The organism is Neorhizobium sp. NPDC001467 (assembly GCF_050275975.1).
GTDB lineage: Bacteria > Pseudomonadota > Alphaproteobacteria > Rhizobiales > Rhizobiaceae > Neorhizobium.
In genome coordinates this window covers 488,353-509,390 of the sequence record NZ_JBNNPS010000001.1, presented here as the reverse complement: position 1 = coordinate 509,390, position 21,038 = coordinate 488,353, and the positions used below count along the sequence as shown (strand labels likewise).

Below are 21,038 nucleotides of genomic sequence, written 5' to 3'. Positions count from 1 at the left end.
AGAACATGACCAGCACCCTGATCCGTGGACGCCTTCTGTCCTTCCTTCGCGCACCCCACGCGCTCACCGATGGCGACAGCTACCGCTACGATCGTGACGGAGGCCTGCTTGTCGGTGAGGACGGTCGGATTTCGGCTGTCGGCGATTATCAAACCGTGAAGGTCGGGGCGCCGGACGATGTCGTCGAGATCGATCACCGCCCGCATCTGATCCTGCCCGGCTTCATCGATACGCATGTGCATTTTCCGCAGATGCAGGTCATCGCCTCCTATGCCGCCAATCTTCTCGAATGGCTGAATACCTACACCTTTCCGGAGGAATGCCGTTTCGTCGACAGCGATCACGCCACCCGGATCGCCACGCGTTTCTACGATGAATTCCTGCGCCACGGTACCACCACCGCCGTCGCCTACTGTTCGGTTCACAAAACCTCTGCCGATGCCTTTTTCGCCGAGGCGCTGAAGCGCAACATGTGCATGGTCGGCGGCAAGGTGATGATGGATCGCAATGCGCCGCAGGGCCTGCTCGATACGCCGGAAATGGGGTATGACGAAACCCGGCAGGTGATCCATGACTGGCACGGCAAGGGGCGCAACCACGTCGCCATCACGCCTCGCTTTGCCATCACCTCCACCCCGCAGCAAATGGAGGCAGCACAGGCGCTGGCAGAGGAATTCCCCGACCTCTTCATCCAGACGCATCTGTCCGAAAACCGCGAGGAGATCGACTATACCTGCGCACTCTATCCGGAGGCAAAGGACTATACCGACATCTACGCCCGCTACGGCCTTCTCGGCAGAAAAACCCTGCTCGGCCATGCCATTCATCTGTCCGAGCGCGAGATGGACGTGCTTTCGCAAGCCGGATCGATCGCCGTCCATTGCCCGACTTCCAACCTGTTTCTCGGCTCCGGTCTTTTCCCAATGAAGGCGCTGACGGGACGGGAAAAACCGGTCCGCGTGTCCGTGGCCACGGATATCGGCGGCGGTTCCAGCTATTCCATGCTCAAGACCATGGACGAGGCCTACAAGATCCAGCAATTGCTGGGCCAACGCCTCAACCCGCTCGAAAGCTTTTATCTGATGACCCGCGGCAATGCCGAGGCCCTGTCCATGGAAGCGGATATCGGCACGTTGGACGTCGGCTCGACGGCGGACCTCGTCGTGCTCGATGCCGGCGCGACCCCGGCAATGGCGTTGCGAATGGAAACGGTCGCAACGCTGCCGGAAGAACTGTTCCTGTTGCAGACCATGGGCGACGACCGCGCGGTGGTGGAAACCTATGTGGCTGGCCGGGCAATGAAAGCCACGCTTTGAGGCTCGCCGCCGACACGCGACGCGATAAACACCTGCATCGGCTGTCAAAAAAGACGGGACTGTCGAATTCCCGTTTCCTCGCCACACCGATATGCTACCTCTCGAAGGGCATACAGGGAGGGAAATTTGCATGTCCAAGCCGCTGACCATAGCCGACTTGAAAACCATGGCGCGTCGACGGGTGCCGAAGATGTTTTTCGACTACGCCGATAGCGGCGCCTGGACGGAAAGCACCTATCGCGCCAACGAGGATGATTTTTCGAGGATCAAGCTGCGGCAGCGGGTGCTGGTGGACATGACCGACAGGTCGCTTGCCACCACGATGATCGGTCACGACGTTTCGATGCCGGTGGCGCTTGCGCCGACGGGCCTGACCGGCATGCAGCATGCCGATGGCGAAATGCTGGCAGCCAAGGCAGCCGAGGAGGCCGGCGTCCCCTTCACCTTGTCGACGATGAGCATCTGCTCGATCGAGGACGTGCGCTCGGTGACGAGCAAACCCTTCTGGTTCCAGCTCTACGTGATGAAGGATCGCGGCTTCGTCGAACGGCTGATCGGACGGGCAAGGGCTGCCGGCTGCTCGGCGCTGGTCGTGACCGCCGATCTGCAAATCCTCGGCCAGCGCCACAAGGACCTTCGCAACGGTCTTTCCGCGCCGCCGAAATGGACTTTGAACAGCGCCATGCAGTTGGCTACCAAGCCCTTCTGGTGCCTCGACATGCTGCGCACCTCGCGTCGCGGTTTCGGAAATATCGTCGGCCACGCCTCCAATGTTTCCGATCTCTCATCGCTGTCGGCCTGGACGGCGGAACAGTTCGACCCGCGGCTGTCCTGGGATGATATCCGCTGGATCAAGGATCTTTGGGGCGGGAAGCTTATCATCAAGGGCATTCTCGACGAGGACGATGCCCGTGCCGCCGCCGATACCGGCGCCGACGCCATCATCGTCTCCAATCACGGCGGCCGTCAGTTGGATGGCGCACTCTCGTCGATCAGCATGCTTCCCAAGATAGTGGCAGCGGTCGGCGATCGTCTGGAAGTGCACCTCGATGGCGGCGTCCGTTCGGGTCAGGATGTGCTCAAAGCGGTCGCGCTCGGCGCGCGCGGCACCTTTATCGGACGGCCCTTCCTCTACGGCCTGGGCGCGCTCGGAAAACCGGGCGTAACGGCGGCGCTGGAAATCATCCGAAAGGAAATGGATATCACCATGGCGCTTTGCGGCAAGCGCGACATTCAGGATATTGATGCTGGCGTGATCGCCGAAAATCCTTTTCACGCATAGGCCTGCCCGGGGCCTGCCCGGTTTCCCGCAGCAGGCCCTTTTGGAAAGGTTTCTTGTCAGGCAACCTTAGTCGTGATCGCGTACCGCACCCGACAGGAACAGGCCGATCACGGCGCCGAGCGCGAGAGCACCGAAGACAGCGCCGCTGGCTGCTGTTGGGTGGCGGCGGACTGCCTGCGCCAGGCCCCAGCCCTCGTCGCGCAATTCCTTCGACAGGCGGTTGGCGCGCGGTGCGAGGAAGGACGACGCTTCGGATGCCGTGTCACGGGCCTGCCGCTGCAGGATGGACCGGATCTGCGACAGCTGGTCCTGCAGGGCTTCTACGGTGGAGTTGAGATCTCGTGCCAAAACGCTTTCCTTCTCTCAAAATGACTGGAAGAGACCGGAAAACGCTGAAACGTCGGCTTGGTTCCACCATGGGCGAACGGCGAAACGGCTGGGACGGTGCGGTCCTGAACGACTATGATCGCTGCGTGAGCAGAGCGGAAAGGGCACGACATCCCCTCCCGCGCGCATGGCCGGCCTAGAGCCGGCCCTGCGCAATCAGGGACACCCGGCGACCGGTCAGGGGCCGGTCAGGGCCCGGTCAGGAACCGGCCACCCGCAGCGTCAGTTCCTCGATCCCGGCGCTTGCTTCCACCGCGCTGCCGCGCAGGCTCAGATAGATGCCAAGCGCGATGGCCAGAGCTGCGATGAACAGCAGGTAGTAAGCGTGCGCCATCGGGTTGACGGCCAGCATGGACGTGACGGCGATCGGGGTCAGGCCGCCGAAAATCGCATAGGCCACGTTGTAGGAGAAGGACAGTCCGGAAAAACGCACATGCGCGGGAAAGGCGCGCACCATGACATAGGGCACGGCGCCGACAAAGCCGACCGCCAGGCCCATGACGGCGTAAAGCGCAAACATCAGAGCAAGAGAGGTGCCGGCATAGCTGTAGAAGGCCCAGGTCGCCGCGCCGAACAGCACGCCGCCGATCACGAAGAAACGGCCCGAACCAATACGGTCGATAAGCGCGCCGGCCGCCGGGGTGGAAACGATCAGGAACAATGTGCCGAAACTGGTGGCTGCCAGCGACTGCTGGGCCGTGTAGCCGTAGAGCTTCTGCAGCAGCGTCGCGGTCATCAGCGTGGTGACCACAATGGCCGCAGACAGAACCCAGGTCAGCAGCATCGAGACGATGACACCGCGCGTATGATCGCGAAGCACCGCCTTCAAAGGCAGTTCCGGCGCCAGAACCCGGCTTTCCTTCATCTCGGTGAAAACAGGCGTTTCCTGCAGCCAGCGACGCATCCAGACCGAAACAAGGCCGAAAACGCCGCCGAGCAGGAAGGGGATGCGCCACGCGCCGGCTTCGATCGTCTCGGGCGTGAACACGGTGTTGATCACTGTGGCGATCGAGGACCCGAGAAGAATGCCTAGCGACAAGCCCGAGGTGAGAAAGCCGCAGGCAAAGCCCACCCGACGCAAGGGCACGTGTTCGGCCACGAAGGTCCAGGCCCCGGGCACTTCGCCGCCGATTGCCGCACCTTGCAAGATGCGCATGACGATAAGAAGGATCGGCGCCAGCACGCCGATCGTCGCGTAGGTCGGCATGACTGACATGCCGAGCGTCGACAGCGACATCAGAAGGATGGAGAAGGCGAACACCCGCTTGCGGCCAAAGAGATCGCCGAAATGTGCCAAGAGGATGCCGCCGACCGGGCGCACCAGATAGCCGGCCGCGAAAATGCCGAAAGTCTGGATCAGGCGCAGCCATTCCGGCATGTCGGCCGGGAAGAACAGCTTGCCGATCACGGCGGCGAAAAAGACGAAAATGATGAAATCGTAAAATTCCAGCGCGCCACCGAGCGCGGCCAGAGCCAGCGTGCGAAAATCCTGGCGGGTTAGGCGGCGCGGTGCGGCGCCGGGGGATGTCGGGGACATGGCATGATCCGGTCGTTTGACTGCAGGAAGTCCGGCTTGCGCGGGCGCAAGGGCGTTTTCCCGCATTGCGTCATTCAAGGGCCATTGACAAGCCTAAACAAGCGCCAACCCACAGGCGCCTCGCATAATTTCCCTGCCTTGGGCGATTTCAAACCATCCATGAGGCCATCCGTCGGGTTGCCAACGCTCTTGTCTAGCCCGGCCAGCCGTTGTCGGCCGCCATCCGCGACATCGCCATATGGTCGTAGGCGGCTGGCCGATCCTGATTGTCGCGCATCGTCGCGGATGGCAAGCGCCGCGATATCCGCGAGCACCGCTTCCAGCGCGGCGCAATTTCCATGAATATCGGCAATCGCGGGAAACGCGTCAGCTGCCCCTGTAAGTGGAATAGCCGTAGGGCGAAAGAAGTAGTGGCACATGATAATGCGCCGCACTGTCTGATATCCCGAAACGGATTGGAATGACATCGAGAAAGGCCGGGTCGGCGAGCATCACACCGTGCCGACGCAGATAATCGCCCGCGTAAAAGACAAGTTCATAGGTGCCGGCAACAAACGCGTCGCCACTCAGGATCGGGCCGCCGTCGATACGGCCATCGCCGTTGGTCACGACCTCGGTGACCTTTTCTCGGATTTCGCCGTCGAGGCGATAAAGCGTGATTGCCAGACCTTCGGCAGGCGCACCGCGGGCGGTGTCGAGCACATGGGTGGTGAGGCCAGTCATAGGTGCGGATCCTCGATCATATAAGGGGTCTCGAAGAAGAATTCGACGAGATTGTCCTGCGGATTGTCGCGATCGACCACCAGGAAATCGCTGGTCTGGCCGAGCGCCATCAGCGGATGATGCCAGCAATTGGCAAAGTAGTTCACCCCCTGATGGGCTTGCGCGAGGAAAATCTGTGGCCTGCTTGGGACCCCGTCTTCGTCCTTCGACACCGCCACCAGAAACGGCCGGCCCGACAAGGGCACGAAGCTCTGGCTGCCGAATGGATGGCGCTCCATCATGTCGATGACATGCGGGAAAGTCCGGGCCTGTCCGCGAAAGATGTTGAAGATCAGCCGGTCCGCCCTGCCCAACATGACGGCTTCGGCAAGCGCATGGAAACGCTCGGTGGTGCCGTTGTTGATGAGCCGCCTTCTGGCGGGATCGGCCTCGATGACATCGCCGAAGGGGGCGAAGGCGTCACGCGTCAACGGATGGATGGGAAGGGTCTCGGTCAATCGACGATCTCGCTTCTGGCTCTCGTATGCTCTACCAGCCTACGCGCCTTTGCCCCAGATCGATGGCACGGCGCCGCCGAGATGATCGTAAACGCGGGCGGCGCGGTTGCAGCGTCTGCCATGCGGTTCATGGTCCGGGCAGCAGGGCTTGAAGGCGCAGCAGCGCGATCCGCTCCACCTGCTGCGCCGCCGTATCGAATTCCTCGTCAAAACCGTTGCCGATACGGCGTTCGAAGGCGGCAAGAATATCGTTTCGGTCCAGCCCCTTTACGGCGATGATGAAGGGAAACCCGAATTTGCGCCGATAGGCGTCGTTGAGTTCGTTGAACCGGGCGTATTCCTCTGCCGTCAGCCGGTCGAGCCCTGCCCCCGCCTGTTCCTGGCGACTGTCCTCGGTAAGATCGCCGGCGATGGCGAGCCGGCCGGCGAGATCGGGATGGGCGCGCAGCACGCCAAGCCGCTCCTCCCGCGATGCATTGCGAAACTCCAGCACCATGCCGTCATGCAGCCGCCTGGCGGTCAGTGGCACGGTGATGAAGCCCGCGTCATAAGCCCGCTCGGCGATGAAGGGGGAGTGCTCGAACACGCCGCCGAAGATCCGAACGAAGTCCGCGCGCGCCGTCATGGGTTACCTGCCGGCTGATGATGCTGGTGCCAGTGCCTGGCGATTTCCACCCGCTGCGGGATCCAGACCTTGTCATGGCCCAGAACATAATCGACAAACCGCCGCAGCGCCGCCATCCGGCCGGGACGACCGATCAGGCGGCAATGCAGCCCGACCGACATCATCTTCGCCGCACCGTCCAAGCCTTCGCGATAGAGCGTGTCGAACGTGTCCTTGAGATAGGTGTAGAACTGGTCGCCAGCATTGAACCCCTGCGGCGTTGCAAATCGCATGTCATTGGCATCCAGCGTATAGGGGATGATGAGAAAGGGTTTGCCATCAGCACGCTTGACCCAATAGGGAAGGTCGTCGGCGTAACTATCTGAAGAATAGAGAAATCCGCCCTCCTCCATGGCAAGCCGGAGCGTGTTTTCCGAAGGCTTTCCCTGATAGAGCCCATAGGGCCGCTCGCCGGTCAGCTCGGTGTGCAGGCGTACCGCCTCGTGGATATGGGCGCGCTCCTGCGCCTCGGAAAAATCCTTGTATTCCAGCCAGCGATAGCCGTGACTGGCAATCTCCCACCCGGCCTCGCGCATGGCGGCAACCGCCTCCGGGTTGCGCGCCATGGCCAATGTCACGCCATAGACGGTGGCCTGCACGTTCAACTCGGTGAACAGCCGCCACAGCCGCCAGAACCCGGCACGCGCGCCGTATTCATAGATCGATTCCATGTTGAGATTGCGCTGACCGGGCCAGGCCACCGCACCGACGATTTCCGACAGCAGGTTTTCCGAGGCCTTGTCCTGATCGAGAATGCAGCTTTCGCCGCCCTCCTCGTAATTGATCACGAACTGGACGGCGATACGGGCGCCGCCAGGCCATTGGGGATCGGGGGGCGTGCGCCCGTACCCGACGAAATTGCGCGGCGTTTCGATCGGCAGCAGCATGGCATCCCCTCGATGCTTTTTCTGAACGGTATCAGCCGTCCGGCATCGCTGTCGAGATGGATGTTTTGCGCCAAGCGGACCTGTCGGACAGTTTCATAGCGCGGTCTTATCGGGCAACCGTGTCAGGCGGTCTTGCGGGCAGAGACGCGGCCGAGCGGATGCAGCGAATGCACAGTCAGCGGCGCACCCTGTTCCGTTTCCACGAACAAGGCAAGGTTGGTGACCTCGACGGGGTCGCACAGGAGTGGCGAGAAATAGCTGCGCAGCGCAGTTTCGAACCGCCCGAGATCGGCGGGCGCCAGCGGCCCCGTCAGCATCATGTGAAAACGGAATTCATCCATCACATAGGGGTCGCCCCAGCGTAGCATGTTGGCGAATTGGCCGGCCGACAGATTGCCGGGATCCGCCCGTTCGATCTCGTCATCCGGCATCGGCAGGCGAAATCGTTCGAACTCGGTGACAACAGCGCCGGCGAGCAGATGCATGGCTTGCGACGGAATGACGGGCGCCAGCGCGAACTGGCTGGCGATCCGCACCACTTCGAGCTGCGGCAGGGTGAAGGGCTGGTGCCGACCGGCAAAACGCATCAGTTCGCGCAGCAATTCCTGCTCGCTCGTTCCCGGCGCCAGGCGGAAACTGGGGCGCAGGCAGCCGTGGAAGCCGGCGCGGCGCGGCAGGGCCGTGTTGAAGGCGATATCATGGATGCTCAAGCCGCGCAGCGCCGGATGATCAAGCGCCGCGCCGGAAAAGACGTGACGACCCAGCCATTGGGCGGCACCGAGCGTCAGCGGGTCGTGCGCCGGCGGCGTAAAATTGATCGAATAGCGCATGCGTCATGTTCCTGGCTTCGGTTGCTTTTCACGCATTGCTCAATCATCCCCGAATGCCGGGTTAGGTGATTTGCGTAACAGGAAGACGACGATTCGGAAGGTTCAGGCGCCTGTTCGCGCGACTGTGAGATGATTGCTTAACAAAAAGCTGTCCGGCACCCCCAGCGGACAGCCATTGAGCGCGGAAAGAACCGAATCGGCCAGCCTGTGGGCCAAGCCGAAACTGACCTTGAAGCCGCCGGCCAGTGCCAGGATGCGGGGATGGTCGGGATGCCGCCCGACCATGGGATCGCGATCGATCGCCTTCGGTCGCAAGCCCGCCCAGCGCTCCACGACCGGCGCATCGGTCAGCATCGGCGAAATCTGCCGCGCACGCTCGATCAGGGCCTCGAGTTGCGCGTCGGTGGAGACCGGGTCGTCGAAGGTATCCTCGCTGGTACTGCCGATCGCAACCGTCCCGCCCTCGTGCGGAACCACATAGAGGCCTTTCAGGAAGACGACGGGAAGAGCGATATCGACATCCGCCCTCAACAGGGCCGACTGGCCCTTCACGGGCAGGCCCAGCGGGCGCGGCAATGCGGGTCCAAGGCTTGTCAATAAGGGAAAGGCCTCGTGGCCACTGGCGACGATGGCGTGACCGAAGGCAATGCGGTGGCCGTCGGCCAGGATTGCCGCATCCGGGTCGAGACGAACGACGCCGTTGTTTTCGATGATGCGCACATGGCGTGCCGCCTTCAACGAAGCGCTAAGGGCCGCGCAGAAGCGACGCGGCGATGCGCGCCCCGCAAGCGTGTCCTCGACCACGCCCGCCTCAGCCATGGCGGGATCCAGCCAGCCGGGATGCGGCGTCCTCTCCAACAGGCGCCAGTGAAACTGCCGGCCTTCAGTGCGCCAGCGGGCCTCGGCATCCTGCGCATGGCGGCGGGCGATATCGACCAGATGCGGTTTCGGCAGCGGGATCAGACGGCCGCAGCGGCGATAGCCGCAGGAAAGACCGGTTTCGCGTTCCAGACGGGCGACCTCGTCCTCCAGTCGCACCAGCGCTTCGAACTGGAACTGTTTCTTTTCATTCCACTTGTCGGGCATATGCGGCATCAAGGCACCAATCAGACCATGGCTTGCGCCGCCGCCAAGAGCGGCCGCATCGACCAGGATCGCGTCGATCCCCAGGCGCTCGGCCTTCACCGCAGCCCACAGCCCCATGACGCCGCCGCCAATGATCAGCAGGTCGGCGGATGACGATTGACCGGAGGTCGTGGCCGCTTTATCGGATTTTCCCATGACAGATCCCAATTCCGTTGGCCGTTTCCAGCCGCTCGACTGGCGTGAAGGCGACATGCCCTATTCGCCGCAGTTTGGCGATCATTTTTATTGCCAGACCGATGGCCGGCTGGAATGCGGCCACGTGTTTCTCACCGGCAACGGCCTGCCGGAACGCTGGAAAGATACGCAAAGCTTCGCGATCGCCGAACTCGGCTTCGGCACCGGGCTGAATTTCTGCGAGACGTGGCGGCAGTGGAAAGCGGTGCGGCCTGCAGACGCGGTCCTGCATTTCACCTCGTTCGAGCTTTATCCTATGGACCGTGCCTCGGTCGGCCGGGCATTGGGGCATTGGCCTGAACTGGACGGCGAGCGCATGGCCTTGACCGCGCTCTGGCCCGACCATCCGCAGGGCCGTATCGAGCTGCAAATGGACGATCAGACGAAACTGAGCGTCGTCTGCGGTGCGGCGCTGGACATGGTCGGCGACCATGAAACGGCATTCGATGCCTGGTTTCTCGATGGTTTTGCACCGTCGCGCAATCCCGACATGTGGTCGCAGGCGCTGATGACGGCTGTGTTCGACGCGACCGTGGCCGGCGGCTCCTTCGCCACCTATGCCGCTGCTGGCTTCGTGCGCCGCAACCTTCAGGCAGCCGGCTTCGAGGTCGAGCGACGTGCCGGCTTTGCCGGCAAGCGCGAGATGCTGTGCGGCCGTAAAGACTGACCCTTTTGCGACCGTCGAGCCGGAGCTTATGAACTTGGACGGTGCGCGCGCGGACAGCCGCGGACCTTGCAAACCGGCCAAGTCTGACGCTGCGAGGCGTCAGCCCTGCACCGCGTCTGCGGTGATCCCTTTGCCCATCCAGGCGTTGATCTTCTGCTCCAGCGCTTCCGGACTGATCGGCTTGGAGAGGTAATCGTCCATGCCGGCGGCCAGGCACAGGTCGCGATCGCTCTCCAGCGCATGCGCTGTCACCCCTATTATCGGCACATGGCCACCTGTCCGGGCCTCCATCCCGCGGATCTTCTGGGTGGCCTGGTGACCGTTCATGACGGGCATGGAGACGTCCATCAGGATGATCGCCGGGTTGCGTTCCCGCCAGACGTCAACCGCCTCGGCCCCGTTTTTGGCGATCACGAAGTTCAGATCCGTCGATTGCAGGATCTGGGTAAAGACGATCTGGTTGACCTCGTTATCCTCCGCGACAAGAACATCGAGCGATGGGGATGGCGCTGCCATGGATGGGGTCGCCGGTTGCGCGCGGACCGGTCCTGCGACCGGCTGCGGGCGCGGCATGGCTGCGACAGGCGTAGCTTCGGCGATTGCGGCGGCCCTGCGACGGGTGCGCACGCCGCGAACGACATCGACGATCGTGCTGCGCAGGAGGTTGGCACGCGCCGGCTTCATCAGATGCGCCTGCACGTTCATGGCCGCAAACGTGCTGTCGTCGCCAGCCATGTCCATCGAGGTCAGGAAGACGATGGCGATATCGGCAAACCGTGCATCGCCGCGGATATGGGCAGCCACTTCCATGCCGTTCATTTCCGGCATGTGATAGTCGAGCACGACCGTATCGATGGTAACGCCCAGACGGCAGGCCTCGGCCAGGACGGCGAGCCCTTCCGGCCCGCCATCGGCCGCCACCGTATCGAAACCCCACATGCCGAGCTGCTCGGTCAGGATGCGACGGTTGACGGCATTGTCATCGATGACGAGAATTTTCGCGCCTTCGGTCGCCAGGGGCAGTGCGGGGGCAGTGTTGCGCTCGCTCACCACCTCGAACGGCATGCTGACGGTAAAGACGGATCCGCGCCCGACCCGGCTTTCGACCGCGATCGTGCCGCCGAACAGGTTGACTAGGCCGGCGGTGATGGCAAGGCCAAGCCCCGTGCCTTCGTGACGGCGCGTCGAGGACGTGTCCACCTGCGAGAACTTCTCAAAGACGGTGCGTAGCTTGTCCTCCGGAATGCCGATGCCGGTATCCTCGATGCGGATTGCCAGCATCAGGCGCTCGTCCTGCATGGGCGTCGCCGAAAGCTCGATGAAGACATGGCCCTTTTCGGTGAATTTCACCGCATTACCAACGAGATTGGTGACGATCTGGCGGAAACGCCCGGCATCGCCCATCACGGTGTTGCGCACGGTCACGTCGCCGCGCACCAGAAGCTCGATATCCTTGTCGGCGGCCGAAGACGACAGCAGCGTGGCCACATCCTCGATCGCCTCGACCGGATCGAAAGGCGCCTTGCGCAGTTTCATCTGTCCGGCATCGATCTTGGAAAAGTCGAGGATGTCGTTGATGATCGTCAAGAGCGCGTTGCCGGATTTGACGATGATGTCGATGAAGGTCTTCTGGCGCGGATCGAGCTGCGATTTCGACAGGAGTTCCGCCATGCCGAGCACGCCGTTCATCGGTGTGCGGATTTCGTGGCTCATGTTGGCGAGGAATTCCGATTTTGCCCGGTCGGCGGCTTCGGCGCGCTGCAGCAGGCGGGTCAGGTCCTGCTCGCGTTGTTTCATCTCGGTAATATCGGTAAAGACGGCGAGCCAGTGGTCGTCGCCCGTCAGCTTCGCCTCGACCTGCACCCACTTTTTCTCGTCGACAAGGAATGTCAGCGAAACCGGCTGGCCGCGCTCGATCGATCCCTCCCAGCCGCGCAGGGCATCCATGGCCTGATCGGCAGTGCCAAGATCGCCGCGTTTCTGGCAGAAGCGGAAAATCTCGCGCCAGGCGGCACCGACGCCGGTAAGCGTCTCGGGCAGATCCAGCATTGCCGCAAGCGCATTGTTGGAAAACACGATCAGGCCGTCATGCAGGATGAGCAGGCCCTGGCTCATGGCGCTGGTGGCATCGCGCATCAGCGCGCCCTGCAACTCCAGTGCGGCGCGGGCCTCCTGCACCTCCTCGTCGCGCTTGCGCAGCGCCGAAATATCCATGTAGCTCAGCAGCATCTTGCCACCGGTAAGCGGTGTGCCGGAAATGACGATGATGCGCCCGTCGCGGCTCTTCACCTCGATTGGCGGCCCGTCCCCTTCTTCTTTCAGTCGGCGGATGCGCTCGGCATAGATGGCGTCGAACGATCGCGGATCCTCGCCGTAGATGCCATGGTCGAAATTGACCTTGAGGAAGTCACGATAGAACCTGCCCTTGAGCTCGAACTGCTCGCCTGCGTCCCAGAAGCCGTAAAACGCCGAATTGGCGAACTCGAACCGCAGATCGGCATCGAGAATGCCGATGCCGACCGGCATCGCATCCAGGATCGTCTGCAGGTCGCGATGCGCCCTTTCCGCCTTGTCCTGCGCCTGCTTGACCATGGTGATATCGGTGCGCGAGCAGACGAGGTGGCGTTCGCCATCCGGCGAGATGATACGGCGCAGGCGGGTGATGACGGGAATGACGTCGCCATCGGGGAAGGTGACCTCCTCGACCTTGTCGATCGGCGTGCCCTCGCGCAGAACCCGGGTATTTTCCTCGACGAAACGCTGGCCGGCGGAGGGAAACATTTCCGCCTCGGTCTTGCCGAGGAAATCCTCCCGTTTGCCGCCAAGCATTTCCTCATAGGCATCATTGGCAAACACCAGGCGCCGTTCGGCATCGCGCAGGAAGACAGGCACGGGAAGATCTTCCAGCACGGCCCGGAACAGCTCGCTCTGTCGCGCATTTTCGCGCAACTGGGCCTCCTGCTGCTTGAAATCCGTGACGTCTATCCGCAGTGCGATGACGAGCCCGTTTTCGAGGCGCTTGTTGACGCCGCGAAGCCAGCGTCCGCCCGGCAGCCGCTCGATGATATCGCTTTGCGGCTGGTTGAAGCGATCGGTGCGGGCCGACACCCAGGCGGCCCGATCGGGATATTTTTCCGGCATGCGCTGCGGCTCGCGCTCGCAGGCCCGGTCGTAGGCGGCGCCGAACATATCCGTCACGGTCATGCCCGGCGCGATGTCAATCCCGAGCGGTGCAAAGAAGCGGACCAGCTGGGCGTTGCAATAGATCAGCGTCTTGTCGTCGCTGTAATCGTCCTCGCTGTATATACCGACGCCGATATCGAGAAGGTCGAGCGCGTCGTTAAGCAGCAGTTCCTGCAGTTCAGGCCGGGCCTCGGCAACAAACGCGGCAACACCTTCACCCGGCTCGTCCAGGAAGCCGCCCTGCGCCACCGGCAGGCCGGATTTCATGTCGATCACCGGCGCCTCGCCCATCGGCTCGAGCACGCCGTAGATATAGGCGCGGTCGTCTTCACTGAGGAACCGCTCGATATGGATCTTGTGTCGGGCAACACCGTTTTCGTCGATCGACAGCGCGATCTCGTCGCTGCCGAAGACCAGCGACCGGCGTTCCTTCTCCTCGCAATCGAACGTTTCCAACCGCTCGGCCAGATCGAAGGTCCGCTTGCCGGTAAAATCCTGACGCGAGAAGCCGAACAAGCGGGCATAGGCATCGTTGACCGCGACATAGCGCAGGGCGCTGTCCTTGATGAAGGCGGGCGTCCGCAGATCGTTGATCCGCGCGCATGCCCGCGCCAGAAGCTCGCTATCGCTTGTCAACCCGCCCTCGCCGACTGCGCGCCGCCGGGCGGCGCGTGATTCGATATGTCACCGGATCGCGGGATATCATCACGCCGATGGTTAACAACAGGTTGTTGGCGTGCCACAATCCGGCAATCAGGACGCGTATGCGGTAGGCGCTGCGGGACCGATCGGAACCGCTGACGTGGCCGCCCTTGACTTTCTGGCCGAAAACAACCAAATGGCAACCAGCTTTCACCTTCCGGCCGCCGCGTGAGCTGGCCCCGCGACGAATTTCCGCATTCGCGAAGAAGGAACAAGGCGCATAGATAGATCGCCCTCGCGACGAGGGTTCAAGCGCTGGAAAGCAATTTCCAACTCACAAGTTCCCACTTCACGCGGGGTTCTTGACGCCTAAAGCAGCCGATCCGGCATGGTGCCGCGTCGACGCATACGCTTTTGGCGCCCCGAAAGGTTTATGACTTGACCAATTTCGAAACGCTTGGCGTCTCCAGGCAGATCGTCGCGACGCTTTCGCAGCTCGGTATCGAAACGCCTACGCCGATCCAGGAAAAGGCGATCCCCCTGCTGCTCGAAGGCCGCGACCTGATCGGCCTGGCGCAGACCGGCACCGGCAAGACCGCTGCTTTCGGCCTGCCGCTGATCGAGCGTCTGCTCGCCGAAGACCGTCGCCCCGACAACCGCACGACGCGTTCGCTCATCCTGGCGCCGACCCGCGAACTGGTGAACCAGATCGCTGCCAATCTGAAGACCTTCATCAAGGGCAAGCCGCTCAAGATCAACCTCGTGGTCGGCGGCGTCTCGATCAACAAGCAGCAGCTTCAGCTGGAAAAGGGCACCGACATTCTGGTTGCAACCCCCGGCCGCCTGCTCGATCTCGTCGCCCGCCGCGCCATCGGCCTCACCACCGTTCGTTTCCTCGTTCTCGACGAAGCCGACCAGATGCTCGATCTCGGCTTTGTGCATGACCTGCGCAAGATCGCCAAGATCGTGCCGAAGAAACGCCAGACCATGCTGTTTTCGGCCACCATGCCGAAGGCGATCGCCGATCTGGCTGCCGAATTCCTGACCGATCCGGTCAAGGTCGAAGTAACGCCTCCGGGCAAGGCCGCCGACAAGGTCGAACAGTATGTCCACTTCGTTGCCGGCAAGGGCGACAAGACGGAAATCCTGCGCAAGACGCTGCTTGAAAACCCGGATGGCCGCTCGATCGTCTTCATGCGCACCAAGCACACAGCCGAAAAGCTGATGAAGCATTTCGACAATATCGGTTTCTCGGTCGCCTCGATCCACGGCAACAAGAGCCAGGGCCAGCGCGAACGCGCCTTGAAGGGTTTCCGTGACGGCGAGATCAAGACGCTGATCGCCACCGACGTTGCCGCGCGCGGCATCGACATCCCGGCCGTCAGCCACGTCTACAACTACGATCTGCCGGAAGTGCCGGATGCATACGTTCACCGTATCGGCCGCACCGCCCGCGCCGGTCGCGACGGCATCGCGATTGCCTTCTGCGCACCCGACGAAACCATGCTGCTGCGCGACATCGAAAAGCTGATGGGCATTGAGATCGCCACGGCCTCGGGCGAACGCCCCGAAGCGCTCGCACGCCCGGTTCGCGGTAATGGCAACAACAATCGCGGCGGCAACCGTGGTGGCCAGTCCCAGGGCCGTGGCGGTCGTGGCAATGGCGGCGGCGCCTCTGGCGAGGCGCGCAAGCCGCGCCGCGAACGCCCTGCCCGCCAGCCTTTCGGTGATGGCGCCAATGCGGAAGCCGGTGCCCGTTCGGAAGAACGGGGCGATCGCCCCCACGGCGCACGTCCGCACGGCGAACGTGCAAATGGTGGCCGCCCGGCTCGTCCGAACCGTCGCAACGAGGATTTCCGTGGCCAGCGCCGCGAGGAAGCCGCTCCGCAGTCGCATATCGACAACGATCTCGCTTCCACCTCGGATTTCCGTCCGAAGAAGCAGTTCGGCTCGCAGGATGGCGCACCCCGTCATGAAGGTCGTGGCAGCGAAGGTCGTCCGGCCCGCAACGATAATCGCGGCGAGCGCCGTGATGATCACCGCAAGGGTGGCAACGGCAAGTCCGAACACGCAGCCCACGGGGCGCATGAGCCGGCTGCCCAGCGCAGCAACCACCGCGGTGGTCAGGGCGCAAACCAGAAACCGGGCCAGAAGCAGGGCGAAGCCCGCGGCCCGGTCCGCTTCGGCAATAATGGCGGCCGCAACGAAGGCGGAATGCAGGGCCGAAAGCGCCGCCCGGCATGACGTCCGACAGCGTTCAGAAACGAAAAAGGCCGGGCGTCACAGCCCGGCCTTTTTCGTTGAGTGATCGTGGGTAAGAGCGATATCGCTGGCGATTGTTGACGGACAGCCTGCACGGACGTTTCAACTCTGAAACAAGAGCTGAAAACCCTGCTGGCCTTAGACCGTCTTCAACCGCCATGCGTATCCGGCACTCGATCGTCCCTTAGCGGCCCGGCACCCAGATGCGGCGGCCATCGCGGTAGACGAAGCGCCCGTCCCGGTCACGTCGGTCATCCCTCCAGTCACGGCGGTCGTGCCGGTCATCACGGGCGTGGCTGCGGCCGCGATCCCAGTCTCTGCGATCATGACGGGCGTTATAGTGGTGGCTAGGTCCGGCCGGGCGCGCATAGACGCGCTCATGTGTCCGGTAACTCGGCCCCTCGCTGAAGCAGCCTGCCAAGGTCAGGCAGGCAAGGACTGTGGCGGCAAGTGTGGTAGAAGTTCTCATCATACTGCTCCTTCATGCCCCGCACACATCGGGCGCTGCCTGGATTTGGCAAGTACCGTGCACGAATACGCCAACGGTAGCAGGCCGCAGGCATTTTGCCCGGCTCCGCCTGTCGCCTCACCCACAGTCCCGCCGCTTGCCGTGCTGTTGCCATGGCAGTGCCCCCACCCCCGGCCCGTTGCCGCCGACCTTCCCCCTGCGTCGCCTTTGCCTTTGCCTTTTGCCCTCCGCCTCGTTACCACGTCGGCAACAATGGAGTGATCATGCCGATCCGATATTCACTGACGGAAGAGGACGTCCTTGCCGGCAACGACATGTGGCGGCGCCACCAGATGAATGTCTGGCCGCTGGTGGCGGTCATGGGCTTTTCATGGCTGCTGATCTCGGCCTATTTCGTCCGCACCGTTACCGGCCCCGCCCTTGCCGCCGTGTCGGCCGGCGTGCTTGCGGTCAACCTTGCTCTGGCCGCCGCGGCGCTCTGGCACGGCAAACGAAAATCGCGGCTGACGGCTGCCTCCAGATTTCGCGCGGCACCGGACAGGGGGCGCACGACCGAGGTGACATGGAACGCCGACGGGATCGAATTCGCTCAAAGCAAGGCCAGACGCCGGCAGAACTGGCGGGAGATTGCCCGCTGGGCCGAAAGCGACGACATGTTCGTGATGTTCGGCAAGGACGGCATGTTCAATCCGATCCCCAAACGCGCCGTTTCGGCAGAAGACCTGCTCGATATCAAGTCACATCTCGCCCGGGCGGGTGCCGGCCAGGCAAAACTGTTCTTCTACTGAGCGCCGACCGGTTCAAGCTTTTCCTTGGGCGTCGCGCGGCCCACCATCCACACGCCTGCCACGACGATCAGCGTGCCGATCACCATCGGCGGCGTCAGCGGTTCGCCGAACAGGATGGCGGCCTCGATCGCTACCATCGGCGGCATGAGATAGATGAGCGAGGCTGCGCGTGACACCTGACCACGGCGAATGAGATAGAGAAGCAGCGCCACCGCAGCCACCGAAAGGCCGAGAACCGACCAGGCCATGGCTGCGATAGCCTCCCCTGTCCAGTCGAAGCGCACCGTTTCCAGCGACAGCGCCAGTGGCAAGGTCACGATGAAGGCACCGATGAATTGCAGGCAAGCGATCGACAGGAGATTGCCGTCCTGCAGGTGCCTCTTCTGGTAAAGCGTGCCGTAGGTGACCGAAACCATGGCGATGAGATTGATCGCCACCGGCAGTGCCAGACCGGACAAGCCGCGCTCGGCGGCATCGAGAAGTTGCGGCGAAATGGCGATCAGGATACCGGAAAAACCGAGGCCGAGACCGATCTTCTGCACCCGCGTCAGCCGTTCGCCGAGAAATAGCGGCGCGGCCATGGCCGTCAGCAGCGGCTGCAGGCCGGCGATCACGCCGGAAAGGCCGGCCGGCACGCCCCGCCCGATCGCATACCAAACCCCCGCAAGGTAAAGCCCGTGCAGGAAAATGCCGCAAAACAGCGCCCGGCCCCATAGTGTGCGGCCTTGCGGCCAGCTTGCGCCCATCGCCAGCGCCAGGCCGGCAAAGGCGACCGCGGTCAGCGCATGCCGCACGGCGAGAAAGGTGATCGGATCAGCGTGCACCGCGGCATATTTGGCCACGATCCAGCCGGTCGACCACAGAAGGACGAAAACGGCCGGAGCCAGACGATCGAGCATGAGCGCTCCAATTTGCTTGACGTGGCGATGCTCTAAGGCCGACGCCCACTGCGGTCAAAGAAGAAAAATTGATGCGTGTCATCAGCCCGGTTCAATACCGGCCTTGCTGCTCAAATCCAAGGCCGGACAAGCCGCGGGAAACCGCGCCAACCCTGCCGGTGCCCCCTGTTCCGTCGCCGCCCGCCATCTGCCGCGATTTGCAGCAAAAAGCCCTTAAATTCAGCAGTTTTGAGCGGGCCGGAAATTCTGCATCAGCATTATGCATCCCGCTTGCAAAGGCCCGAAGCTTGTACTCATATGGTGTAAAACAAGGGAACGCACCATTGGCTTTCGATGAGATGTTGACCGCGGAGGATCGCCCGCGGCCACCCTACCAGATCTATCACGAATGGTATTCGAACCAGGATCCTTCGCACCTGATCCGAAAGACGCGCGATGCGGAAAACATCTTCCGCAAGACCGGCATCACATTCGCCGTCTACGGCCACGCCGACAGTGCCGAAAAGCTGATCCCCTTCGACATCATCCCGCGCATCATCGCTGCACGCGAATGGCGCAAGCTGGCGCAGGGCATCGAGCAGCGCGTGCTGGCGCTCAACGCCTTTCTTGAAGACATCTATCACAAGCAGGAGATCATCCGCGCCGGCCGCATTCCACGCGAACTGATCGAGAAGAACGTTGCCTTCCTCCCGGAAATGATCGGCTTTCGCCCGCCGGGCGGCGTTTATACCCATATCGTCGGCACAGATATCGTTCGCACCGGCGAGGACCAGTTCTACGTGCTGGAAGACAATGCACGCACGCCCTCCGGCGTCTCCTACATGCTGGAGAACCGCGAGACCATGATGCAGATGTTCCCAGAACTGTTCTCGCTCAACAAGGTGCAGCGCGTCGAGGATTATCCGCGCCTGCTGCGCCAGTCGCTGGCCTCGCTGGCGCCTGCCGGCTGCAAGGGCCGGCCGCGCGTCGCCGTGCTCACCCCCGGCATCTACAATTCCGCCTATTACGAACATTCCTTCCTTGCCGACCAGATGGGCGTCGAGCTGGTCGAGGGATCGGACCTGCGCGTCATCGACGGCAAGGTGAAGATGCGCACAACACGGGGATATGAGACGATCGACGTGCTCTACCGCCGCGTCGACGACGACTTTCTCGACCCCCTCACCTTCCGCCCGGATTCCGCGCTCGGCATTCCCGGCATCATGGATGTCTATCGCTCCGGCAACATCACCATCGCCAACGCACCGGGCACCGGCATTTCCGACGACAAGGCGATCTATTCCTACATGCCGGAGATCGTCGAATTCTATACCGGCCGCAAGCCGCTTCTTGAAAACGTGCCGACCTGGCGCTGTTCGGAAGCCGCCAGCCTCACATACGTGCTGGAGCATCTGGAAGATCTGGTGGTCAAGGAAGTGCACGGGTCCGGCGGCTACGGCATGCTGGTCGGGCCCACCGCCTCGAAACAGGAACGCGCCGACTTCGCCGACAAGCTGAAGGCGAGACCGGGCAATTACATCGCCCAGCCGACGCTGGCGCTTTCCACCGTGCCGATCTTCGTCGACCAGGGCATCGCGCCCCGCCATGTCGATCTGCGCCCCTATGTGCTGGTGTCCGACAAGGTGAAGATCATCCCTGGTGGGCTGACCCGCGTCGCCCTGCAGCAAGGTTCGCTGGTGGTCAACTCCAGCCAAGGCGGCGGCACCAAGGACACCTGGGTTCTGGAAGATTGAGGGCTCAGACATGCTGGGAAGAACCGCAAACGGCCTCTACTGGATGTTCCGCTATATCGAGCGGGCCGAAAACATCGCCCGCCTCGTCGATGCCGGCCTGCGCGTTTCGCTGACCCGCGTCGGCTATTCGGACGAAGACTGGCATGGCGTGCTCGAAAGCGCCGGCGCGCGCGCGGCTTATGGCGCGTTGCATGACAGGCTGACCGCAGCACATGCCGTGGATTACCTTTTGCGCGAACGCGCCAATCCGTCGAGCGTGATGTCCTGCATCGAGGCCGGACGCAACAATGCCCGCATGGTGCGCACGGCGCTCACCCGCGAAACCTGGGAGGCCACCAACGAGGCCTGGATCGATCTGAAGGCACGACTGGCCGGGTCGCTCAAACCCGCCGACCTGCCGGAACTGATCGATGTGATCAAGCACCGCTGCGGGCTTATCCGCGGCGCCTTCCACGGCTCCATGCTGCGCAACGATCTCTACAATTTTTCGCGCATCGGCACGTTCATCGAGCGTGCCGACAATACGAGCCGCATTCTCGACGTCAAATATTACGTACTCCTGCCATCCGTCAGCCAGGTCGGCTCGGCGCTCGACAACATGCAGTGGGAATCGATCCTGCGCTCGGTCTCCGCCCACCGATCCTACGGCTGGGTCTATGATGGCGATTACCAGTCGGCCAACATTGCCGATTTCCTGATCCTCAACGGCCGCATGCCGCGCTCGCTCGCCTATTGCTACGCCAAGATCGTCAGCAATCTCGGCTATCTTGCAGAAGATTACGGAACGCACCTGCCGGCACATGCTACCGCCGAGGCGATCCGCCAGTCCTTGCGCCAGGGAACCGTCACCAGGATCATGGATCAGGGCCTGCACGAGTTTCTCGAGACTTTCATCAACCGCAACAACCAGCTGAGCGCCGAGATTTCCGACGGCTATCGCTTCTACCAGTAG

Annotated in this window: 18 protein-coding genes; 7 read left to right on the top strand and 11 right to left on the bottom strand. The window is 62.6% G+C overall.

What is annotated here, in order from left to right:
- The first annotated feature begins 5 nt into the window (after window positions 1-5).
- Both guaD and ACQKKX_RS02630 read left to right on the top strand, forming a co-directional pair.
- Window positions 6-1,316: a guanine deaminase gene (guaD, locus tag ACQKKX_RS02635; RefSeq protein WP_427568514.1), complete on the top strand. Its 1,311-nt coding sequence runs from the start codon at window positions 6-8 to the stop codon at window positions 1,314-1,316.
- Window positions 1,317-1,446: 130 nt separating this feature from the next.
- On the top strand, window positions 1,447-2,598 hold the full coding sequence (locus tag ACQKKX_RS02630; RefSeq protein ID WP_427568512.1) for an alpha-hydroxy acid oxidase: 1,152 nt from the start codon (window positions 1,447-1,449) through the stop codon (window positions 2,596-2,598).
- A gap of 66 nt (window positions 2,599-2,664) precedes the next feature.
- On the opposite strand, the gene ACQKKX_RS02625 is transcribed toward ACQKKX_RS02630, so the two are convergent.
- The 8 genes from ACQKKX_RS02625 to ACQKKX_RS02590 form a co-directional block, all read right to left on the bottom strand.
- Window positions 2,665-2,946 (bottom strand): hypothetical protein, encoded by a 282-nt coding sequence (locus tag ACQKKX_RS02625; protein ID WP_427568510.1) that lies wholly within the window; start codon window positions 2,944-2,946, stop codon window positions 2,665-2,667.
- 238 nt (window positions 2,947-3,184) lie between these two features.
- Window positions 3,185-4,522 carry an MFS transporter gene (locus tag ACQKKX_RS02620; RefSeq protein ID WP_427568508.1) on the bottom strand — a complete coding sequence of 446 codons (1,338 nt, stop codon included), beginning with the start codon at window positions 4,520-4,522 and terminating at the stop codon, window positions 3,185-3,187.
- Between the two features lie 366 nt (window positions 4,523-4,888).
- Window positions 4,889-5,245: a hydroxyisourate hydrolase gene (uraH, locus tag ACQKKX_RS02615; protein ID WP_427568506.1), complete on the bottom strand. Its 357-nt coding sequence runs from the start codon at window positions 5,243-5,245 to the stop codon at window positions 4,889-4,891.
- Window positions 5,242-5,742 carry an ureidoglycolate lyase gene (locus tag ACQKKX_RS02610; protein ID WP_427568504.1) on the bottom strand — a complete coding sequence of 167 codons (501 nt, stop codon included), beginning with the start codon at window positions 5,740-5,742 and terminating at the stop codon, window positions 5,242-5,244. The genes uraH and ACQKKX_RS02610 overlap by 4 nt, the downstream gene beginning before the upstream one ends.
- Before the next feature lie 127 nt (window positions 5,743-5,869).
- A complete protein-coding gene (uraD, locus tag ACQKKX_RS02605; RefSeq protein WP_427568502.1) occupies window positions 5,870-6,367 on the bottom strand; it encodes a 2-oxo-4-hydroxy-4-carboxy-5-ureidoimidazoline decarboxylase in 498 nt (165 codons plus the stop codon).
- Window positions 6,364-7,293 (bottom strand): allantoinase PuuE, encoded by a 930-nt coding sequence (gene puuE / locus ACQKKX_RS02600; protein WP_427568500.1) that lies wholly within the window; start codon window positions 7,291-7,293, stop codon window positions 6,364-6,366. The genes uraD and puuE overlap by 4 nt, the downstream gene beginning before the upstream one ends.
- A 122-nt stretch (window positions 7,294-7,415) precedes the next feature.
- Window positions 7,416-8,123: a DUF1045 domain-containing protein gene (locus ACQKKX_RS02595; protein ID WP_427568498.1), complete on the bottom strand. Its 708-nt coding sequence runs from the start codon at window positions 8,121-8,123 to the stop codon at window positions 7,416-7,418.
- Window positions 8,124-8,225: 102 nt separating this feature from the next.
- Complete coding sequence (locus ACQKKX_RS02590) at window positions 8,226-9,404, bottom strand: NAD(P)/FAD-dependent oxidoreductase (protein ID WP_427568497.1); 1,179 nt, start codon at window positions 9,402-9,404, stop codon at window positions 8,226-8,228.
- On the opposite strand from ACQKKX_RS02590, the gene mnmD reads away from it, so the two are divergent.
- Window positions 9,403-10,110, top strand: coding sequence for a tRNA (5-methylaminomethyl-2-thiouridine)(34)-methyltransferase MnmD (mnmD, locus tag ACQKKX_RS02585; protein WP_427568494.1), 708 nt, complete (start codon window positions 9,403-9,405; stop codon window positions 10,108-10,110). The two genes, ACQKKX_RS02590 and mnmD, sit on opposite strands and share 2 nt — an antisense overlap.
- A 99-nt stretch (window positions 10,111-10,209) precedes the next feature.
- On the opposite strand, the gene ACQKKX_RS02580 is transcribed toward mnmD, so the two are convergent.
- Window positions 10,210-13,929: a response regulator gene (locus ACQKKX_RS02580; RefSeq protein ID WP_427568492.1), complete on the bottom strand. Its 3,720-nt coding sequence runs from the start codon at window positions 13,927-13,929 to the stop codon at window positions 10,210-10,212.
- Between the two features lie 444 nt (window positions 13,930-14,373).
- Between ACQKKX_RS02580 and ACQKKX_RS02575 the strand changes: the two genes are divergently transcribed.
- The gene (locus ACQKKX_RS02575; protein ID WP_427568491.1) at window positions 14,374-16,179 is read left to right on the top strand and encodes a DEAD/DEAH box helicase; all 1,806 of its coding nucleotides are present in this window, start codon (window positions 14,374-14,376) and stop codon (window positions 16,177-16,179) included.
- Between the two features lie 202 nt (window positions 16,180-16,381).
- Here ACQKKX_RS02575 and ACQKKX_RS02570 read toward each other — a convergent pair whose 3' ends face one another.
- Window positions 16,382-16,666 carry a hypothetical protein gene (locus ACQKKX_RS02570; protein WP_427568489.1) on the bottom strand — a complete coding sequence of 95 codons (285 nt, stop codon included), beginning with the start codon at window positions 16,664-16,666 and terminating at the stop codon, window positions 16,382-16,384.
- 263 nt (window positions 16,667-16,929) lie between these two features.
- On the opposite strand from ACQKKX_RS02570, the gene ACQKKX_RS02565 reads away from it, so the two are divergent.
- The gene (locus ACQKKX_RS02565) at window positions 16,930-17,454 is read left to right on the top strand and encodes a YcxB family protein (protein WP_427568487.1); all 525 of its coding nucleotides are present in this window, start codon (window positions 16,930-16,932) and stop codon (window positions 17,452-17,454) included.
- On the opposite strand, the gene ACQKKX_RS02560 is transcribed toward ACQKKX_RS02565, so the two are convergent.
- Window positions 17,448-18,353, bottom strand: a complete 906-nt coding sequence (locus ACQKKX_RS02560; protein WP_427568485.1) for a DMT family transporter — start codon at window positions 18,351-18,353, stop codon at window positions 17,448-17,450. The two genes, ACQKKX_RS02565 and ACQKKX_RS02560, sit on opposite strands and share 7 nt — an antisense overlap.
- A 323-nt stretch (window positions 18,354-18,676) precedes the next feature.
- Between ACQKKX_RS02560 and ACQKKX_RS02555 the strand changes: the two genes are divergently transcribed.
- Both ACQKKX_RS02555 and ACQKKX_RS02550 read left to right on the top strand, forming a co-directional pair.
- Window positions 18,677-20,086 carry a circularly permuted type 2 ATP-grasp protein gene (locus ACQKKX_RS02555; protein WP_427568483.1) on the top strand — a complete coding sequence of 470 codons (1,410 nt, stop codon included), beginning with the start codon at window positions 18,677-18,679 and terminating at the stop codon, window positions 20,084-20,086.
- 10 nt (window positions 20,087-20,096) lie between these two features.
- Window positions 20,097-21,038, top strand: a complete 942-nt coding sequence (locus ACQKKX_RS02550; protein ID WP_427568479.1) for an alpha-E domain-containing protein — start codon at window positions 20,097-20,099, stop codon at window positions 21,036-21,038.